Raw genomic sequence first — 19021 nt, 5'->3', positions numbered from 1 at the left:
GCTGGGGTCAATTGGAAAAAGGTGGGAAAAATTACAATTTCTTGTTTATAAATGTAACAGTTTAACAAAAAAACGAAAAATTCAGTCTAAAATTACATCTTGTTAAAATTTTATTAATTTTTTTATTATCTTTAGTTATATCAAACATTTATAACTATGTCGCACCACAATCTTTATATTGACAACAAGCTTGTCATATCGAGAGATTTTAAGGCCCCTAAAAATCTCGTTTTTAAAGCATGGTCGGAAGCAGAACGATTTGAACAGTGGTGGGGGCCCTCCGGTTTTTCAACCAATGTGATAAATTTTGATTTCCGTCCGCAAGGTATTTGCCATTACTGCATTGAATCGCCTGATTCGCTTAAAATGTGGGGACGGTTCATTTACAAAGAAATCCTACCCAACAAAAAAATAGAATTCCTCAATTGCTTTTCAGATGAAAATGCGGGAGTGATCCGTGCGCCTTTCAGTGAATCATGGCCCTTGGAAATGTTTAACATCATGACCCTTGAGGAAGAGAACGGCATAACAACCGTAACCTTGCTGATAGCACCTTACAACGCATCGGACTTGGAAATAAAAACCTTTGGGGATAATCACGAAAATATGGAATTGGGCTTCAAAGGCACTTTTGACCGTCTGGAAGATTATCTTCTGAAAAACTAAGGACTTACTATGCAAGCATAGTATTTTTGTTTATATTTACGATTCTAAAAAACCAACCTATGAATTTTTCAGCAAAAATGCTGCGCGATAACGCGTTGGCAGATAAAGTGATTGTTGTAACCGGAGGCGGAAGCGGTCTGGGGAAAGCAATGACAAAATATTTTATGGAATTGGGAGCAAAAGTAGCCATCACATCCCGTGATTTGGAAAAATTGCAGACCACCGCCCAAGAATTAGAATCGGAAACCGGAGGAAAATGCCTAGCCGTTCAGTGTGATGTCCGTCATTATGATCAGGTGGAAGCCATGTTGGCCGAAGTTTTAAAAGCTTATCAAAAAGTAGATGTATTAGTCAACAATGCAGCCGGAAATTTCATCTCTCCTACCGAACGTTTGTCGGCCAACGCCTGGGATACGATTATCGACATCGTTCTGAAAGGCTCAAAAAACTGTACTCTTGCTTTTGGAAAACACTGGATCGCAGCAAAACAAACAAACAACACTGTGCTGAATATTGTCACTACGTATTCATGGACCGGATCTGCTTATGTGGTTCCAAGTGCAACCGCAAAAGCCGGAGTACTTGCCATGACCAGAAGTTTGGCAGTAGAATGGGCAAAATACGGCATCCGTATGAATGCTATTGCGCCGGGTCCGTTCCCTACCAAAGGAGCCTGGGACCGATTATTGCCGGGCGACTTAAAAGAGAAATTCGATTTAGCCAAAAAAGTGCCGTTGAAGCGAGTTGGCGACCATCAGGAACTGGCCAATCTGGCTGCCTATCTGGTTTCTGATTTTTCCGCCTATGTTAACGGTGAAGTAGTTACGATCGACGGAGGCGAATGGTTACAAGGTGCCGGACAATTCAATTTACTGGAGCAGGTTCCTAACGAATTATGGGATATGCTTGAAATGATGATCAAGTCGAAAGGAAGTAAGTAGTAGTGGTCGGATAGCAGAAGGCAATTGACAGAAAACAGAAATACAGAGTCCAATTAAAGAAATTTAGTTGGGCTTTTGTTTTTTAGAAAAATCACTTTGATGACACAAATAGCCGCAGTAGTAATTAAAATGGATCTTCACCCTTCTTCCCACTGCTTACTCCCTTCTGTTTACCTGTTGCTGCCACCTGAACACTGACCACTGAATACTGCAAACTGCCTTCTGCCATCTGATTTCTAAACTTTCAGATATTGTTAACAAATAACATTTTCATAAACCATAATAAATTGTATTTTTACGCTTCAAAATTTGAAAAGAAAAAATGGGTAAAATCATTGCTATTGCCAATCAAAAAGGTGGCGTTGGAAAAACTACAACTTCGGTTAATTTAGCCGCTTCCTTAGGTGTTCTGGAAAAGAAAGTACTATTAATAGATGCTGATCCTCAGGCAAATGCCTCATCAGGATTAGGAATTGACGTGGAAAGTGTGGAAATAGGGACTTATCAGATTCTCGAACACAGCAATACACCCGACGAGGCAACAATCGAATGCACGGCTCCGAACGTTTCGGTGATTCCGGCACACATTGACCTGGTTGCTATCGAAATTGAACTGGTAGATAAGGAAAACCGCGAGTACATGCTGAAACAGGCATTAAACAGCGTAAAAGACAAATACGATTATATCATCATTGATTGCGCTCCTTCTTTGGGTTTACTTACGTTGAACGCCTTAACAGCTGCCGATTCGGTTGTGATTCCGATTCAGTGCGAGTATTTTGCATTGGAAGGTCTTGGTAAATTACTGAACACAATCAAAAGTGTGCAGAAAATCCACAATCCGGAACTGGACATCGAAGGTTTATTGCTAACTATGTACGATTCACGTTTGCGTTTATCGAATCAGGTGGTGGAAGAAGTTCAGAAACACTTCAACAACATGGTTTTTGATACCATCATCCAAAGAAACATCAAGTTGAGTGAGGCACCAAGTTTCGGCGAAAGCATCATTAATTATGACGCTACCAGTAAAGGCGCAACCAATTATCTAAACTTGGCAGAGGAAATAATCAAGAAAAACAGCAACTAATATTTTATGACAAAAGCGGTAAAAAAACAGGCATTAGGAAGAGGATTATCGGCGTTATTAAAAGATCCGGAAAACGATATTCAATCGGTTGAGGATAAAAATGCAGACAAAGTTGTCGGAAATATTATTGAACTTGACATTGAAGCGATTGAAATCAATCCGTTTCAGCCCCGAACCAATTTCAACGAAGAATCACTTCAGGAATTGGCTTCGTCCATCAGAGAATTAGGTGTAATCCAGCCGATTACGGTTAGAAAAACCGATTTCAACAAATATCAGTTGATTTCCGGAGAGCGTCGTTTGCGTGCTTCGAAATTGATCGGTTTAAAAACGGTTCCTGCTTATATCCGTCTTGCTAACGACAATGATTCGTTGGTTATGGCTTTGGTGGAAAATATCCAGAGACATGACTTAGACCCTATCGAAATCGCTTTGTCTTACCAAAGACTAATTGACGAAATTCAACTGACTCAGGAACAAATGAGTGACCGTGTTGGTAAAAAACGTTCAACGATCGCTAATTACCTGCGTTTATTAAAATTAGATCCGATTATCCAAACCGGTATTCGCGACGGATTTATCACTATGGGTCACGGTCGTGCCATCATCAATGTGGAAGATCACGATATACAAACCGATATCTATCAGAAAATCGTAAGCCAGAATCTATCTGTTCGCGAAACTGAGGCATTGGTTAAAGCTTACCATGACAGTCTGAAACCGGCTCCTGCAAAAACACAGAAAGGAACTTCTTTTGAAGTCGACGTTATGAAGCAAAGAAGCATTACGGATTTCTTCGGCGCAAAAGTAGATGTGAAAGTGACCGCCAACGGAAAAGGAAAAATAACCATTCCGTTCCATTCTGAAGAAGATTTCAACAGGATTTTAAAATTAATCAACGGATAGTGAATAAGTTACTGATCATATTCTTTTTCACACTGTTCTTTACATCACAAACAGTTCTTTCTCAAACCGAAGCTCCGTTACTGATTACAAAGGACTCTGTTAAAACGGGTAAAATTGATGTTCTAGCCCCTGCGAAAGCTGCTTTTTACTCGGCATTGGTTCCGGGAATGGGACAGGTTTACAATAAAAAATACTGGAAAGTTCCCATTATCTATGCCGGACTGGCAACGAGTGTCTATTTTTATATAGACAACAATAGAAAATATCAGAATTTCCGGGACGAATACAAAGACAGGCTAAACGGCACATCGCATTATCAGGATGATGATACTTACTTCGGGCCATTAGACAACAACCGTTTGATTGAAGGACAGAAATTCTACCGTAGAAACCGCGACTTATCGGCTTTCATTACCATTGCCATTTATGTCTTAAACATCGTGGACGCCAACGTTGACGCGCATTTGATGCAATTCAACGTAAACGAGAATCTTACACTTCGTCCTGATTTATATCAAAACGAAATCAATTACAAACACAATGTCGGTCTGACATTAAATTATAATTTCTAATCGAAATATCATGAAAATTGCACTTTTAGGCTACGGAAGAATGGGTAAAGTAATCGAACGCATTGCTTTGGAAAGAGGTCACGAAATCGTACTGCGAAAAGACCACGGTGACACCTATGAGGGATTAGAAAAAGCGGATGTTGCTATCGATTTTAGTGTTCCTACTGCTGCCGTGAGTAACATTTCAACTTGTTTCGCTACTAATGTACCAATTGTATCCGGGACTACAGGTTGGCTGGAACAGTATGACGAAATGGTGTCATTGTGTAAAGAGAAAAACGGGGCTTTTATATATGGTTCCAATTTCAGTTTAGGAGTGAATATCTTCTTCGAATTGAACAATTATCTGGCAAAAATGATGGCAAATCTGGAAGACTACAAAGTTTCCATGGAAGAAATCCATCATACGCAGAAACTTGATGCACCTAGTGGAACGGCAATCAGTCTGGCGGAAGGAATTATCGGTAATTCAAACTATTCCTCTTGGACAATGGAACAGCCGAACACCGACCAAATCCATATTGAAGCCAAAAGAATTGAAAACATACCGGGAACGCACAGTGTTTTTTATGACTCTGCTGTAGACCAGATTGAAATAAAACATACGGCACACAGTCGCGAAGGTTTTGCCTTAGGAGCTGTTGTGGCTGCCGAATGGATAAACGGTAAAAAAGGTGTTTTCACCATGAAAGACGTTTTGAATTTAAAATAAGATTTGACAATAAAATAACCAAACCAACTAATACAGGAGATTATGACATTATTACAATGGTTTATCTTTTTCTTGATCGTACAGCTTGTACATTTTGCAGGAACATGGAAATTATATGAAAAAGCAGGACGCAAATCCTGGGAAGCAGCCATTCCGGTTTATAATGCCATTGTTTTGATGAAAATCATCGATCGCCCGACCTGGTGGACTATTTTATTATTTATCCCTATTGTAAACCTGATCATGTTTCCGGTGGTTTGGGTGGAAACATTAAGAGCTTTCGGAAAAAAATCGGATATAGATACAGCCTTAGGTGTATTAACACTTGGTTTTTATATCTATTATGTTAACTATACGCAGAATGTAACGCATATCCCTGAAAAAAATAAGATAAAGAAAGAAAACACGGTAAGTTCATTGCTTTTTGCATTGATTGTGGCAACACTGGTTCACACTTATTTTATTCAACCGTTTACGATTCCTTCCTCATCCCTTGAAAAATCATTATTAATTGGAGATTTCTTATTCGTAAGTAAATTTCACTACGGCGCAAGAACTCCAATGACTGCGATCGCAGCACCCATGGTACATGACACGATTCCATTTATCAAAACTAAATCGTATTTGTATCGTCCGCAATTACCTTCGTTCCGATTCCCGGGTATTTCCAAAGTGGAGCGAAATGATATTGTGGTATTTAACTGGCCAATGGATACGGTTTATCAGTTTTTTGATAAAAAAATGGGAAGAGCTGAAAAACCAATCGATAAAAAATCAAATTACGTTAAACGTTGTGTAGGTATTCCTGGTGACAGTCTGTCCATTAAAGACGGATTTATTTACATCAACGGAAAAGAATCCGTATTACCGGAAAGAGCAAAACCTCAGTTCATGCATACTGTATATGCCAAAAAGGGGGTAAATATGGAACTTATCAAGAATACCGGCTCAACGGAGTTCACCCGAAAATACATCATCAAACCTACCAGTCAGGATCAATTAGACGCTGTACATCCTTATTTAACCGATGGTGTTCAAAATGCAGACCATTCACTCACTGTAACTACAAGCGGAGGCGGTATACCTGTTAATGTAACCTCTAAAATCGGTTTGTATGCTCAGGAAATTTACGACACCTCTGCAGAAGTAAACCTAACGTTAAAAGGTGCCGAAGAATTGAGAAACAGCAAGGCTTTTGATTCTATTGTTCGCATAATTCTTCCAAAAGGTGCTAATGGAAAAGATTGCTTCCCTCACACTAAAGACTGGAGCATCGACAATTACGGTCCGATTTACATCCCTGAAGCAGGTAAAAAAGTTGCACTTAACAAAGAAACGCTACCGTTTTACAAATACATCATCACCGAATACGAGCACAATGACTTAAAAGTAAATGGTGATGAAATCCGTATCAATGGTCAGGTGACCAATAGTTATACGTTCAAACAGAATTACTACTGGATGATGGGAGACAACCGTCACCGTTCCGAAGATGCCCGCTATTGGGGATATGTACCGGAAGACCACATTGTCGGAAAACCTGTATTTATCTGGATGAGTTTGGATCAGGACGTCCCTGCGAGCAAACTGATTGATAAAATCCGTTGGGAAAGATTATTTACGACAGTAGGTGGCGATGGCCAACCGGTTTCGTATTTCAAATACTTCCTGATTGTTCTTGCAGGATGGTTCGGTTACAGTTTTTTCAGAAAAAGACAGGCTAAGAAAAAAGCATAAGAAAATATAGCCGATAGTTTTGCAGTACTTCACATTACTGCAAAACTATTTTTATATATAACAGAATTATTTCGTCATGAACATCCTAATACATCCTACCTATTTCCCATCCATCAGTCATTTTGCTGCAATGGTAAAAGCAGAAACGATTACGTTTGAAATGGAAGATAATTTCCAAAAGCAAACCAACCGTAACAGGATGTATATTTATTCGCCAAACGGGATTCAGTTGTTGAATATCCCCGTAAAACATGCACCCATCCCTCATCAGAAATTTAAAGATGTCCGCATCGAGAATGACTTCGATTGGCAGAAAAACCACTTCAAATCGCTGGAAGCCGCTTATCGTACCTCTCCTTTTTTTGAATATTTCGAGGATGATATCCGACCAATTTTTGAAAAGAAACATGAGTTCATGATGGACTTAAACTTTCAGACCATAGAAATTATTACTGAATGTCTGGGAGCTAAATTCAACTTTGAAAAAACAACGGAATACTTCCACGATGCCAACGGTTTAACCGATTTCAGAACGCTGGTCAACGGAAAGAAAGATGGCTCCGTTTTCGAACCTTACACACAGGTTTTTGAAGAAAAACACGGTTTTTTAAACAACTTAAGTATTTTGGATCTGTTGTTTAATGAAGGTCGATATGCGATGGATTATATGAGGAACCAGAGTATTTAATTACTCTTCCTTTTTTAACATAAGACGCGTTGTAATCGGAAAGTGATCTGAATTGACGAAATTGTCAAAATTCTTAAAATTCTTTACCTCAAAAGCTTTATCCACTAGGATATAATCGATTCGGGCCGGATAGAATTCATAATCATACGTTTTTCCAAAACCTTCACCCGCTTCTTCAAAAGCATCTTTCATACCGCCTTTAATGTTACGGTAAACGTACGAAAAAGCACTGTTGTTCATATCGCCACAGATAATCTTAGGATAATTACAATCGGCTTCGTGTTCTTTTATTAATTCGGACTGTGCCTGCTGTTCCGCAAAAGCTTCACTCATACGGCGGAAAATCTTCTTGGACTTCGCCTCATCGATCTTTTCATGAATATCCGGACTGATCTTCGTGGATTGCAAATGCATGCTGTATACGCGAATAGTATCCCGTCGCATTTTAATATCAGCAAAAATTACATTGTTATCGGACCCCGGAAAATCAATTTCTCCTTTGTCGATTATCGGAAATTTGGAAAAAATAGCCTGACCCGTATGGATGTTATCGCCCTGCATCAGGATGTACTTATACTTGTAGCCTCCTAAATCTATTTTGACTGATGTGGTATATTCCTGAATACACAAAACATCCGGATCCTGAGATGCGATAAAATCGGCAATATCTTCGGGAATATTCTGTTTGCTCATCCATTCAAAAACATTGAAAAGACGGACATTATAACTCATGACCGAGAAATCATTATCCTCCACAATCAGGTCTTTGCCTGAAAATTTATAGAATTTATTGAAGAATGTGATTCCTATTAACAAAACAATTGCCGAAATAAAAACCTGTTTCTTCAACTGAATGCCCCAATAAATCACAAATACAATATTGAGTATCAGCATCAGGGGCAATATCAGTGTCAACACCGATAAAAACGGAAACATTTTTGGCGCTAAGAAAGGCAATAAATAGGCTACTAAAGTCGATACCGTTAAAACGATATTGAGAAAAAAACCTATTTTATTTATCCACGATAATTTTTTCATTAAACAATCACCTGACTATGACAGCCTATTAAACAAGTATTACTTATTATCCCCTACTTTAAACAAAAAATCTTTTTCCTCTTTTGTCAGACTATCATATCCTGATTTACTGATCTTATCCAGGATCTCATCAATTTTCTTTTGAGTAGTACTGCTTTTCTCAACCGTTGTTGTTCTGTTGGATTGATATTGAGGACTTGAATTTTTATGAACTTTTTTAAAAGGCGTTGCTTTTTTTGTTGAGAACAAAGAAACAAAATAATCAATGACGTTCGACACTATTTTACTCAAATCAGTCCCTCGTTGCAATGTTTTAATGTATAGAAAGCCAAAAAGTGACCCACCCATATGGGCCAGATGCCCTCCCGTATTGTTAATCGGAACCTGTATCAGATCCAGAATAATCAAAACCAGAGCTATATGCCACAGTTTCACATTTCCGATTAGCAACAAACGGATTTCAGAAAAAGGTGCATAGGTGGCCGACGCTATCAATATAGCCATAATCGCACCGGAAGCACCTACGAGCGGATAATTACCATGTAGGAACAGGTTCGTAGTCACAAACACCAATCCTGCAAAAATACCTCCCAGCAAATACAAGCCGAAAAATTGTTTTTGGGTAAAATAGGTCAGAAATAATCGGCTGGTAAAATTCAGAACGATCATATTGAATAATAAATGCCAGAAATCGGCATGAAGAAACGCGTAGGTAATGAAGGTCCAGGGTTTCAGAATGGCAAATTCAAAATTTGACCATAAGCAAAGCCACGTCTTCAATAACTCAAAAAACGACGGGAAAAAAGATTGCACGACAAAAAAAGGCAAAGCAATCCCTACATTCCAGAAAATAAGTTTCTGGGTGATGTCTCCTGTTCTATATTGTAACTTAAAGTCGTCTAAAATATTCATCCGTAAATGTATGTTTTAAGAATTACTTTGTTGATTGCTTACAGTTAATTCCATCGATTATTGTTAAATTGGTTTTTCTTCCAGTAGGCCATCATGATAAATCCGATGATTGCTCCCCCGATATGAGCAAAATGTGCGATTCCGGTACCGCCTCCAAAAATTGAATTCCCTTTTACTCCCAGGAACAAATCCAGCAGCAACAATCCGGGAACAAAATATTTTGCCTTAACCGGAATCGGTAAAAAGATCATAGCAAGACCTGCATTTGGAAACATAAACGCAAAAGCAACCAAAAGTCCGTAAATAGCTCCGGAAGCACCTAACATTCTACCATTATAAATGTCAAAAATGGTTTGTAAATCACTTTTTCTTATCAATTCTTCATTATATGAAATAGAGCCGGTATTCAAAAAGGAAGTTATTTCAGCGGGTTTTAATCCGGAATTAACCAATGAATCATAAACAGAATGAAAGCTGTAATAATTTATGACATTATGAAGAATCATGGCTCCCAAACCACATGAAATATAGAAAAACAAAAATTTCTTCGCGCCCCAAAAATGCTCCAAAGCACTTCCGAAAGAATACAGGGCAAACATATTAAACAAGATATGTATGAAAGTCGGAAACGGAGCATGCATAAACATATGGGTTACCACTTGCCATACCTTGAAATTTGGATTTTCAAAGTAAAACATTGGTAAATAGTCCAAAGTCGCAGGGACAAAAATAGTACCCACGTAAAGAAGTACGTTTATTATAATTAACTGCTTAACAGTTTCGGTCATGTTCATCATATCGCAAAACGTTTGTCTAGATCTTCCACACCCATGGTAATGAAAGTAGGTTTATTAAAAGGAGAAACATTAGGATCCTTGCAGGCAAATAGCGAGTTCACAATGTTTTCCTGTTCTTTTTCAGTTAAATAAGTCCCTGTTTTTACAGAAAGACTTCGTGCCATCGATTTCGCAATCCGATCACTCTGACTGAAACTGCTTTCCGGAAGATCGCCTTCCAGATCACGGATCAGTTCTTCTAAAAGACCTCTCACTTCACTTTCTGAAACATTTACCGGCAGACCGGAAATAACAAGAATTTCAGTAGTCAAGGCATCAAACACAAAGCCTGTATTTTCCAGCGAAGGACGAAGTTCCTTGATCATCGTCATTTCCAACTGTGAGAAATGCAATTCCAAAGGAAAAAGCAATTGTTGGCTTGCCGCATGGTGCACAGTAATATTCGTCAGAAACTGTTCATATAAAATACGTTGATGTGCTCTTTCCTGATATAAAATCATCATTCCGGATTTAATCGGGCTGACAATATATTTTTTCTGAATCTGATATGTACGGTTGCCTGTAGATTCAATTTCTTTATCATCAAAAAGAGAGCCCGTTACTTCTTCGCTCTCAAATTGGATTTCACTGACGTCAATTTCTTCGGTAGCGGTTTTTAATCCGACATAAAGGCTTTCCCAACTCGAATTGCTTTGTTGTTTCTTATATCCCGAATTAAAGCTCGATCCAAACGAATGGGATCCTCCTCCAGAAGATGCAAACGATTTCACCGGTGCCTCATCAGCAAACGGATTAAAATTGGCATCCACCTGGATCAAAGGTGTTTCGCTTTCTTTTTCTCTGTAATCGTACGGAATATCCAAAGACGAATCCCTTTCGAAATCCAGAATCGGAGCGACATTGAATTGCCCCAAACTGTGTTTGATCGAAGAGCGTAAAATAGCATACATCGCCTGATCGTCATCAAACTTGATTTCCGTCTTGGTCGGATGGATATTGATATCTATCGTATGCGGAGGCACATCGAGGTATAAAAAATAACTCGGTTGACTTCCGTCTTTCAGTAAACCTTCATAAGCCGCCATGATCGCATGATGCAGGTACGGACTTTTAATAAATCGGTCGTTAACAAAGAAAAACTGTTCACCGCGATTCTTCTTCGCAAATTCCGGCTTCCCGACAAATCCCTGGATTCCCATTATTTCGGTACTTTCCGTAACCGGAACCAGTTTTTCATTGGTCTTGCCTCCAAAAACATTTACGATACGCTGACGCAGATTGGATTGCGGCAAATTAAACATTTCACTGCCGTTATGATAAAGCATGAAATGAATATTAGGATGCGCCAACGCCACGCGTTCAAAATCATCTACGATATGACGAAACTCCACCGTATCGGATTTAAGGAAATTGCGTCGTGCCGGTATATTGAAAAATAAATTTTTTACGGAAAATGAAGTTCCTCGGGGCAACACAGCAACATCCTGAGAAACAAACTTACTGCCTTCAATTACAATGTGAGTTCCTAACTCTTCCTGATCCTGCTTGGTTTTCAGTTCCACATGCGCAATCGCCGCTATGGATGCTAATGCTTCTCCACGAAAACCTTTGGTATGCAGGGAAAACAAGTCCTCTGCCTGACGGATTTTAGAGGTCGCGTGGCGCTCGAAACACAAGCGCGCATCGGTCACCGACATCCCTTTTCCGTTATCAATTACCTGAATCAAGGTCTTACCTGCATCTTTTACGATGAGCTTAATTTCGGTAGCACCTGCATCGACCGCGTTTTCCACCAGTTCTTTTACCACGGAAGCAGGTCGTTGAACAACTTCTCCGGCAGCAATCTGGTTCGCAACGTGATCGGGTAGTAATTGAATTATACTTGACATTGAAATTAAATAAGTTATGAACAGGGATTTTAAAAGAACCCCCTGTTGACAAATTTAAGCAAAAGGTTTTTGTTATTCTAGCCAACAGAATCATAAAAAACAAAAAAAACCTACTCTTTCGAATAGGTTTTTTTACTATCTTTTAGTCTGCTTTTTATCTGCAAAACAGACAAGCAACAGAATTCTTCTTTATTGCGCTGTTTTTCTTCTCAAATCAGCCATTTTGATTGCCGCAATAGCTGCTTCCGTACCTTTATTACCATGAGCACCTCCACTTCTGTCAATAGACTGTTGCTCATTATTATCGGTTAAGACACAGAAAATAACGGGCACGTCGGTCTGAACGTTCAGATCTTTGATTCCCTGAGTTACTCCCTCGCATACGAATTCGAAATGCATGGTTTCGCCCTTGATCACGCAGCCAATTGTGATAACACAATCCACTTCCTGCGTTACGATCATGCGTTGCGCTCCGTAAACCAACTCGAAACTGCCGGGTACATTCCATCGGATGATGTTTTCGGGAAGCGTTCCGCAGTCTAAAAGCGCCGCTTCTGCACCGGAATACAATCCTTCGGTGATTTTATCGTTCCATTCCGAAACAACAATCCCAAACCGAAAATCTTTCGCGTTTGGGATTGTGTTTTTATCGTATTCTGATAAATTTTTATTTGCTGTTGCCATATTTAAATTTAGAATTTAGAAGTTGGAAATTAGAAATTACATTTAGTTAAACCGAAGCATTCTTCAAGTTTCTGAATTCTAATTTCTGAATTCTAATCTCATTACTCAACCATTGCAATCATTGCGTCAATCGTAGCACCTTCCTGAGAAGTTTCGTATTGCTCTTTAATCTGAGTAAAGAATTTCAAAGCTTCTGCTTTTTTACCCATTTCCATACATAACTGACCTGCTTTGTATAAATATCTCGGTGTAGTAAAATCATTGATATTAGCATCAGCCGCTTTTTGATACTGACTTAACGCATCTTCTTTCTTACCTAATTCAGAGAAAGCATCTCCGATAGCTCCGATAGAAATCGCTTTTAAGAACATATCGTCTGATTTGAACTGCTCTAACTGCTCAACTGCTTCTTTGAATTTACCTGTGTTCAGATAAGACATACCTGCATAATAATGAGCAAGATTAGCCGCTTTAGTCCCTGAATAGTTTTCAGCAATTCCGATGAAACCTAATTTCCCGTCACCACCTTTTAAAGCAAGGTTGTATAAAGAATCAGTAGCGGTTTGTCCGTCAACTGCCTGCTGGAAATACTGCTGCGCCTGGAACATTTCGTTTGCCGCGTCATTTTCTTTTGGCTCAACAACGAATTTATCGTATAACAAATATCCCGCTGCTACAACTGCAATCGCACCTACAACACCGAAAATATATTTTTGGTTTTTAGCAACCCAGTCCTCAAGCTTGTTAGCACTTTGATCCAAAGTATTAAATACGCCAGCCGTTGCACTGTCTTCCTCTTTAACAGTATCTAATACATCAACATCAACTTGTTCTTCAACTGCTTCGTCTTTTGGTTTTGGAGCTTTATACCCTCTCTTGTTATATGTTGCCATCTATTTTTAATTTAATGAACGGCAAAAATAAAATTTTTATTCATATATGAAAATCCTTTTTGTCGATATTTTTCAATAATTTGCACCCACCTTAAAAAAGGTTTTATTTTTTTCTGAAAATAATCTCGGATTTCAAGTGTACCTAAAACAACTTTCCCTCTTCAATTACAAGAATATTGCCGAAGCCACCTTTGACTTCGATGCAAAAATCAATTGCTTTGTCGGGAAAAACGGCATCGGAAAGACCAACATCCTTGATGCTATTTACCATTTAGCCTACGGAAAAAGCTATTTTAACCCGTTAGCAGTTCAGAACATAAAGCATGGTGAAGAGTTTTTTGTTGTGGACGGCGTCTTCGAAAAGGACCAACGCGATGAACAAATCGTGTGCAGCTTAAAAAAAGGACAGAAAAAAATCCTGAAACGAAACAACAAACCGTACGAACGTTTTTCGGAACACATCGGATTCATACCTTTAGTAATCATCTCCCCTTCTGATCAGGATCTAATTATTGAAGGAAGCGAAACCCGAAGAAAGTTCATCGACAGCGTAATTTCACAACTCGACAGCACGTATCTTCAGCAACTGATCCAATACCAGAAAATCATTTCGCAACGCAATGCCTTGTTAAAATATTTCGCGGCAAACCAGACTTTTGAAACCGATACGCTTTCTATTTACAATGAGCAGCTAGACGGCCTCGGAACATCAATATTTGAAAAAAGAAAGCAGTTTCTGGAAGATTTTATTCCGATTTTCAACCAGCATCATCAGGCCATAACCAACTCGGCCGAAACGGTTCAGATCATATACCAAAGTCAGCTTTCTGAAAAACCGCTTTTGAAACTTTTCGAAGAAAACCTGACCAAAGACCGCGTGCTGCAATACACCAGCGTCGGCATCCATAAAGACGATCTTTCATTTGAAATCGATCAGTTTCCGATCAAGAAATTCGGATCCCAAGGACAGCAGAAATCATTTCTTATTGCGTTAAAATTGGCACAATTCGAATTCATCAAAAAACAAAGCGGTGTCCTACCCATATTATTATTCGACGATATTTTCGATAAACTGGACGAAACCCGTGTGAGCAAAATAGTAGAGATGGTTAACAGGGATACGTTCGGACAATTGTTCATTTCCGACACCCATCCGGAACGAACCGAAAACATCGTAAAATCGACCCATCAGTCCTATAAATTATTTAATTTGTAATTTTGTATAATAAATACCACTGTAAAATGAAAACAATAAAAATTCTATCAATACTCACGATTGCTTTATTTTTCAGCAACTGCAGTAAAGGTCAAAACGCAGAAACCATTTCCGTTGCCGATTTTGAATCAAAATTAAAAGCTACGGAAAATGCACAATTACTGGATGTAAGAACCGTTGGCGAGTATAGTGAAGGCCATCTGGACCAATCGAAAAACATCGACTGGAACGGAAATTCTTTTGAAACCGAAGTTCAGAAATTAGACAAATCAAAACCGGTTTTTGTTTACTGCCTGGTTGGAGGCCGAAGCAAAAAAGCGGCTGACAAACTAACAACGATGGGCTTTAAAACTGTTTACAACATGGATGGCGGTTATATGAAATGGAGCGAGGCACATCCAAAAAACCAAGTAAAAGCTGACACCGGAATGACGAAATCCGATTACGAGAAATTAATCGCTTCCGACAAATTGGTTGTCATTGATTTCTATGCTGAATGGTGCGGTCCTTGTAAAAAAATGGCGCCTTATCTTTCTAAAATGGAAAAAGAATACCAGGGTAAAGCCAAAATCATTCGTGTGGATGCCGACAAAAACAAAGCACTTTTCAACGGATTAGGCTATACTGAACTTCCCGTAGTTATCGTTTTTAAAGACGGAAAAGAAACCTGGAAGAAAAACGGATTTGTAGCGGAAGAAGAATTAAAAGCCCAACTAAAATAACTTTTACGCCAAAAGCATTCATGGAAATCAAACACAATTTTTCGCTTAAGAACTATAACACCTTTGGTATCGAGGCCAAGGCAAAATCATTTGTTGAAGTTACCAATACCGATGCGTTAGCCCAGATCCTGAAAGAATACCAGAACGAAAAACTATTTATTTTGGGAGGCGGAAGCAACATGCTTTTAACTCAGGATATTGACGCTTTAGTGATTCACATCAATCTGAAAGGTCGTAAAATTGTCAAAGAAGATGATGATTTTGTTTGGGTGCAGGGAAATGCGGGCGAAAATTGGCATGAATTTGTGTTATGGAATCTGGATCAGAACTTTGGCGGCATTGAAAATATGTCGTTGATTCCCGGAAATGTAGGCACCACTCCTATCCAGAATATTGGCGCGTACGGCGCTGAAATCAAAGACACTTTTGTTTCCTGTGAAGCCATGCGAATGGACACTCAGGAAATTGAAACATTTACCAATGCGGAATGCAAATTCGGCTACCGTGAAAGTATTTTCAAAAACGAAGTGAAGAACAAATATGTTATCACTTCTGTCGTTTACAAACTGACAAAGAAAGATCATAAAATCAATACGTCTTATGGCGCCATTGACCATGAATTGGCAAAACATAACATTACCAATCCTACCATTCAGCAAGTGAGTAATGCCGTGATCGCGATCCGTCAGAGCAAATTACCGGATCCTAAAGAACTAGGCAACAGCGGCAGTTTCTTCAAAAACCCGATTGTTTCAAAAGAAATATACGAAAAAGCACATGCCCAATTTCCGGATATGCCCCATTATAACATTTCGGAAACGGAAGTTAAAGTTCCTGCTGGCTGGCTGATCGAACAGGCCGGTTTTAAAGGGAAACGTTTTGGAGATGCAGGCGTACATACTTTACAGGCCTTGGTTTTAGTAAATTATGGAAACGCAACGGGTCAGGAAATTTTAAATGTTTCTAAAGACATTCAGAAAACTATTTTAGACAAATACGGAATTGCTATTGAAGCAGAAGTAAATATTATATAGAAAGCAGAAGGCAGAAAGCTTAGAGCAGGTATTACTGAGCACTGAATACTGACCACTGAACACTAACAACTACTTACCATGTATATCCCTGATTTACACAAAAACGAAAACCCGGAAGAGATCAAAAGTTTTTTAAAGAAAAACAGTTTCGGTATTCTGGTAAATCAGACCGAAGGAAAACTTTGGGGAACGCACATTCCGTTGGAATTAGAGATTAATGCACAAGGAAAAGAGGTTTTGTTCGGACATCTTTCCAAAGAAAATCCGCAATGGCAGTCCTTTGAAAATAACAATGAGATTCTGGCAATATTCTCTGGTCCGCACAGTTACATATCTTCATCCTGGTATGATCACGAGAATGTTCCAACCTGGAACTATATCGCCGTTCACGTTTACGGAAAAACCCGAATCATTGAAGGAGAAGAAATGCTTTTTGCTTTGAAGAAACTCGTCGACAAATACGAAAGCAATTCAAAAAATCCGGTCAAAATTGAAAATCTGTCGGAAGAAACCATGAAACAGACCAATGGATTTGTGGCTTTTGAAATTGAAATAACAGAAATTCAGGCGGTTAAAAAACTATCGCAAAACCGCGATGATAAAAACCACACCTACATTATTTCGGAATTAGAAAAAAGTGAGGACCAAAACGCCCGAACCATCGCATGTGAAATGGCTCGAGAACGCAAACAGCAACAATAACTTTCTTTGCAATTTCCAATTCCGCCAACTGTTAACAAATCGTAATAAAACTGTACTAGCGAATTAGAGTTTCCTAAACACTTTTTCATAAATTTGCTGCTCAATTTAACATCGATTCAGATTTTCCATGCTGCAAATTTTACTTTACATTTTTATCGGAATCATTGCCATTCAACTTTTTTACTACCTGATCGTTTTTGGAAAGTTTGCATTTGCCAAAACCCAAAAAGTCACTCCGAAACGCATTCCAATTTCGGTAATTGTATGCGCAAAAAATGAAGCGGAAAACGTAAAAAACTTCATCCCGCTTTTAGTAGAGCAGAATTACTCTGATTATGAAATTGTACTTATTGACGACGCTTCAAGCGACGAAACCCTTGAAATTTTTGAAGCTTACGAACGTCAGTATTCAAATGTAAAATTGGTCAAAGTACAAAACAACGAAGCGTTTTGGGGCAATAAGAAATTCGCATTAACATTGGGAATTAAAGCTGCTTCCAAAGAATATCTTCTTTTTACGGATGCCGATTGTTATCCGACATCAAAAGACTGGATCCTAAACATGAGCGCGCAATTCACCATGCACAAAACGATCGTTTTGGGTTATGGCGCTTACGAAAAAATCAAAGGTTCCTTCCTGAACAAAATCATCCGTTTTGAAACCATGCTAACGGCCACACAATATTTTTCTTGGGCAAAAATGGGCAGACCATATATGGGTGTCGGAAGAAATTTAGCCTACAAACGGGAAGAGTTTTTCAGGGTCAACGGATTCATCGATCATATGAGCGTACGTTCCGGTGATGATGACCTGTTCGTCAATCAGGCCTCTAAAGCCAGCAATACGACGGTTTGTTATACGCCGGAGAGTTTTACGGTTTCGGAACCAAAACTGACCTGGAAAGACTGGTTCCGTCAAAAAAGACGTCATGTTTCAACTGCCAAATTGTATAAAGGTTTTGATAAATTTCAGTTGACACTATATTATTTAAGTCAGCTAATTTTCATTCTTCTGGCTATAGTACTGCTTGCCTTCCGATTCCAATGGATGATTGTGGGAGGATTGGTTGTTTTCAGATACATCTTCGCATGGACTACTTTAGGTTATGCTGCCGGGAAACTTAAAGAAAAAGATACTATGTATTGGTTCCCCGTAATCGAATTTATACTCATTTTCACACAACTGAACGTTTTCTTTACTAATTTAGTTTCAAAACCCAACCATTGGAAATAACATCGGAAATCATACAGAAAAACATTGAAAAGGCTAAAATGGGAGACCAGGTAGCCTTTACTTTTTTATTGGATTTTTTTTGGAATGAAGTGTACGGATTCATGCTGAAACGCACTGAAAACGAAACCGACACCGAAGACATTACCATTGAAACTTTCGCGAAAGCATTTGACAAAATTTCGACATACAACCCGGAATTCGGTTTCAACACCTGGTTGATTGCCATTGCTAAAAACGTTCATATCGACATGCTTCGCAAGAAAAAATCCTCATTATTTGTAGATTTCAATAACGAAGAAGACCGTCAGGCTTATGATGTAGCCGACTCTACACCGAGCGTTGAAGATGAAATCATCAAAGAACAAAATTTGGCACGACTGCTTTTGTTCATAAAAGAATTGAAACCTGCATACCAAGAAGTAATACAATTGCGTTATTTCCAGGAAATGAGTTATCAGGAAATTGCCGACGAACTCGACGAACCCTTAAACAATGTAAAAATCAAACTTTTACGTGCAAAAAAACTTTTAGCAGAGATCATTCAGCAAAAACACTAGAACACTGATTTTCATTCAACAAAATCCAAAC

Annotated in this window: 20 protein-coding genes; 14 read left to right on the top strand and 6 right to left on the bottom strand. The window is 38.8% G+C overall.

Annotated elements, in window-relative coordinates:
* Window positions 1–156 precede the first annotated feature (156 nt).
* The 8 genes from AC3E9U_RS11065 to AC3E9U_RS11030 all read left to right on the top strand — a co-directional run bounded on the left by AC3E9U_RS11065 (window position 157) and on the right by AC3E9U_RS11030 (window position 7312).
* Window positions 157–666: an SRPBCC family protein gene (locus tag AC3E9U_RS11065; protein ID WP_488746968.1), complete on the top strand. Its 510-nt coding sequence runs from the start codon at window positions 157–159 to the stop codon at window positions 664–666.
* A gap of 59 nt (window positions 667–725) precedes the next feature.
* A complete protein-coding gene (locus AC3E9U_RS11060; protein WP_488746967.1) occupies window positions 726–1607 on the top strand; it encodes an SDR family oxidoreductase in 882 nt (293 codons plus the stop codon).
* A 322-nt stretch (window positions 1608–1929) separates the two neighbouring features.
* A complete protein-coding gene (locus AC3E9U_RS11055; protein ID WP_488746966.1) occupies window positions 1930–2697 on the top strand; it encodes a ParA family protein in 768 nt (255 codons plus the stop codon).
* A gap of 6 nt (window positions 2698–2703) precedes the next feature.
* Window positions 2704–3603: a ParB/RepB/Spo0J family partition protein gene (locus AC3E9U_RS11050; RefSeq protein WP_488746965.1), complete on the top strand. Its 900-nt coding sequence runs from the start codon at window positions 2704–2706 to the stop codon at window positions 3601–3603.
* Complete coding sequence (locus AC3E9U_RS11045) at window positions 3603–4175, top strand: DUF5683 domain-containing protein (RefSeq protein ID WP_488746964.1); 573 nt, start codon at window positions 3603–3605, stop codon at window positions 4173–4175. The genes AC3E9U_RS11050 and AC3E9U_RS11045 overlap by 1 nt, the downstream gene beginning before the upstream one ends.
* Before the next feature lie 10 nt (window positions 4176–4185).
* The gene (dapB, locus tag AC3E9U_RS11040; protein ID WP_488746963.1) at window positions 4186–4887 is read left to right on the top strand and encodes a 4-hydroxy-tetrahydrodipicolinate reductase; all 702 of its coding nucleotides are present in this window, start codon (window positions 4186–4188) and stop codon (window positions 4885–4887) included.
* A gap of 42 nt (window positions 4888–4929) precedes the next feature.
* Window positions 4930–6624 (top strand): signal peptidase I, encoded by a 1695-nt coding sequence (lepB, locus tag AC3E9U_RS11035; RefSeq protein WP_488746962.1) that lies wholly within the window; start codon window positions 4930–4932, stop codon window positions 6622–6624.
* A 76-nt stretch (window positions 6625–6700) separates the two neighbouring features.
* A complete protein-coding gene (locus AC3E9U_RS11030) occupies window positions 6701–7312 on the top strand; it encodes a WbqC family protein (RefSeq protein WP_488746961.1) in 612 nt (203 codons plus the stop codon).
* Here AC3E9U_RS11030 and AC3E9U_RS11025 read toward each other — a convergent pair whose 3' ends face one another.
* From AC3E9U_RS11025 to AC3E9U_RS11000, 6 genes are all read right to left on the bottom strand, one after another.
* Window positions 7313–8350 carry an endonuclease/exonuclease/phosphatase family protein gene (locus tag AC3E9U_RS11025; RefSeq protein ID WP_488746960.1) on the bottom strand — a complete coding sequence of 346 codons (1038 nt, stop codon included), beginning with the start codon at window positions 8348–8350 and terminating at the stop codon, window positions 7313–7315.
* Window positions 8351–8389: 39 nt separating this feature from the next.
* Complete coding sequence (locus AC3E9U_RS11020; RefSeq protein ID WP_488746959.1) at window positions 8390–9262, bottom strand: rhomboid family intramembrane serine protease; 873 nt, start codon at window positions 9260–9262, stop codon at window positions 8390–8392.
* Window positions 9263–9306: 44 nt separating this feature from the next.
* Complete coding sequence (locus AC3E9U_RS11015) at window positions 9307–10059, bottom strand: rhomboid family intramembrane serine protease (protein WP_488746958.1); 753 nt, start codon at window positions 10057–10059, stop codon at window positions 9307–9309.
* Entirely contained in the window at window positions 10056–11948 is a 1893-nt protein-coding gene (gene mutL / locus AC3E9U_RS11010) for a DNA mismatch repair endonuclease MutL (RefSeq protein ID WP_488746957.1), read from the bottom strand. The genes AC3E9U_RS11015 and mutL overlap by 4 nt, the downstream gene beginning before the upstream one ends.
* Before the next feature lie 189 nt (window positions 11949–12137).
* Window positions 12138–12632 (bottom strand): 6,7-dimethyl-8-ribityllumazine synthase, encoded by a 495-nt coding sequence (gene ribH / locus AC3E9U_RS11005; protein WP_488746956.1) that lies wholly within the window; start codon window positions 12630–12632, stop codon window positions 12138–12140.
* A 101-nt stretch (window positions 12633–12733) separates the two neighbouring features.
* Complete coding sequence (locus tag AC3E9U_RS11000; protein WP_488746955.1) at window positions 12734–13525, bottom strand: tetratricopeptide repeat protein; 792 nt, start codon at window positions 13523–13525, stop codon at window positions 12734–12736.
* Between the two features lie 136 nt (window positions 13526–13661).
* Here AC3E9U_RS11000 and recF point away from each other — a divergent pair, with 136 nt between their 5' ends.
* The 6 genes from recF to AC3E9U_RS10970 all read left to right on the top strand — a co-directional run bounded on the left by recF (window position 13662) and on the right by AC3E9U_RS10970 (window position 18990).
* Window positions 13662–14741, top strand: a complete 1080-nt coding sequence (gene recF, locus AC3E9U_RS10995; RefSeq protein ID WP_488746954.1) for a DNA replication/repair protein RecF — start codon at window positions 13662–13664, stop codon at window positions 14739–14741.
* A gap of 26 nt (window positions 14742–14767) precedes the next feature.
* The gene (locus tag AC3E9U_RS10990; RefSeq protein WP_488746953.1) at window positions 14768–15463 is read left to right on the top strand and encodes a thioredoxin domain-containing protein; all 696 of its coding nucleotides are present in this window, start codon (window positions 14768–14770) and stop codon (window positions 15461–15463) included.
* Between the two features lie 20 nt (window positions 15464–15483).
* Entirely contained in the window at window positions 15484–16497 is a 1014-nt protein-coding gene (gene murB / locus AC3E9U_RS10985) for a UDP-N-acetylmuramate dehydrogenase (RefSeq protein ID WP_488746952.1), read from the top strand.
* Window positions 16498–16575: 78 nt separating this feature from the next.
* Window positions 16576–17199 carry an FMN-binding negative transcriptional regulator gene (locus AC3E9U_RS10980; RefSeq protein ID WP_488746951.1) on the top strand — a complete coding sequence of 208 codons (624 nt, stop codon included), beginning with the start codon at window positions 16576–16578 and terminating at the stop codon, window positions 17197–17199.
* A 127-nt stretch (window positions 17200–17326) separates the two neighbouring features.
* Window positions 17327–18433, top strand: coding sequence for a glycosyltransferase (locus AC3E9U_RS10975; RefSeq protein WP_488746950.1), 1107 nt, complete (start codon window positions 17327–17329; stop codon window positions 18431–18433).
* A gap of 38 nt (window positions 18434–18471) precedes the next feature.
* Complete coding sequence (locus tag AC3E9U_RS10970; protein ID WP_488747157.1) at window positions 18472–18990, top strand: RNA polymerase sigma factor; 519 nt, start codon at window positions 18472–18474, stop codon at window positions 18988–18990.
* The last annotated feature ends 31 nt before the right edge of the window (window positions 18991–19021 follow it).

This window comes from Flavobacterium sp. 21.1 (assembly GCF_057801535.1).
Note: the sequence above shows the minus strand (reverse complement) of the source record. Positions and strands in the feature narration are given on the sequence as shown.

Excerpts from the sequence above, each read along its gene's own strand:
- AC3E9U_RS11065 (WP_488746968.1), top strand. The coding sequence starts at position 157 with ATGTCGCACCACAATCTTTATATTGACAACAAGCTTGTCATATCGAGA.
- AC3E9U_RS11060 (WP_488746967.1), top strand. The coding sequence starts at position 726 with ATGAATTTTTCAGCAAAAATGCTGCGCGATAACGCGTTGGCAGATAAA.
- AC3E9U_RS11055 (WP_488746966.1), top strand. The coding sequence starts at position 1,930 with ATGGGTAAAATCATTGCTATTGCCAATCAAAAAGGTGGCGTTGGAAAA.
- AC3E9U_RS11050 (WP_488746965.1), top strand. The coding sequence starts at position 2,704 with ATGACAAAAGCGGTAAAAAAACAGGCATTAGGAAGAGGATTATCGGCG.
- dapB (WP_488746963.1), top strand. The coding sequence starts at position 4,186 with ATGAAAATTGCACTTTTAGGCTACGGAAGAATGGGTAAAGTAATCGAA.
- lepB (WP_488746962.1), top strand. The coding sequence starts at position 4,930 with ATGACATTATTACAATGGTTTATCTTTTTCTTGATCGTACAGCTTGTA.
- AC3E9U_RS11030 (WP_488746961.1), top strand. The coding sequence starts at position 6,701 with ATGAACATCCTAATACATCCTACCTATTTCCCATCCATCAGTCATTTT.
- AC3E9U_RS11025 (WP_488746960.1), bottom strand. The coding sequence starts at position 8,350 with ATGAAAAAATTATCGTGGATAAATAAAATAGGTTTTTTTCTCAATATC.
- AC3E9U_RS11020 (WP_488746959.1), bottom strand. The coding sequence starts at position 9,262 with ATGAATATTTTAGACGACTTTAAGTTACAATATAGAACAGGAGACATC.
- AC3E9U_RS11015 (WP_488746958.1), bottom strand. The coding sequence starts at position 10,059 with ATGATGAACATGACCGAAACTGTTAAGCAGTTAATTATAATAAACGTA.
- mutL (WP_488746957.1), bottom strand. The coding sequence starts at position 11,948 with ATGTCAAGTATAATTCAATTACTACCCGATCACGTTGCGAACCAGATT.
- ribH (WP_488746956.1), bottom strand. The coding sequence starts at position 12,632 with ATGGCAACAGCAAATAAAAATTTATCAGAATACGATAAAAACACAATC.
- AC3E9U_RS11000 (WP_488746955.1), bottom strand. The coding sequence starts at position 13,525 with ATGGCAACATATAACAAGAGAGGGTATAAAGCTCCAAAACCAAAAGAC.
- AC3E9U_RS10990 (WP_488746953.1), top strand. The coding sequence starts at position 14,768 with ATGAAAACAATAAAAATTCTATCAATACTCACGATTGCTTTATTTTTC.
- murB (WP_488746952.1), top strand. The coding sequence starts at position 15,484 with ATGGAAATCAAACACAATTTTTCGCTTAAGAACTATAACACCTTTGGT.
- AC3E9U_RS10980 (WP_488746951.1), top strand. The coding sequence starts at position 16,576 with ATGTATATCCCTGATTTACACAAAAACGAAAACCCGGAAGAGATCAAA.
- AC3E9U_RS10975 (WP_488746950.1), top strand. The coding sequence starts at position 17,327 with ATGCTGCAAATTTTACTTTACATTTTTATCGGAATCATTGCCATTCAA.
- AC3E9U_RS10970 (WP_488747157.1), top strand. The coding sequence starts at position 18,472 with ATGGGAGACCAGGTAGCCTTTACTTTTTTATTGGATTTTTTTTGGAAT.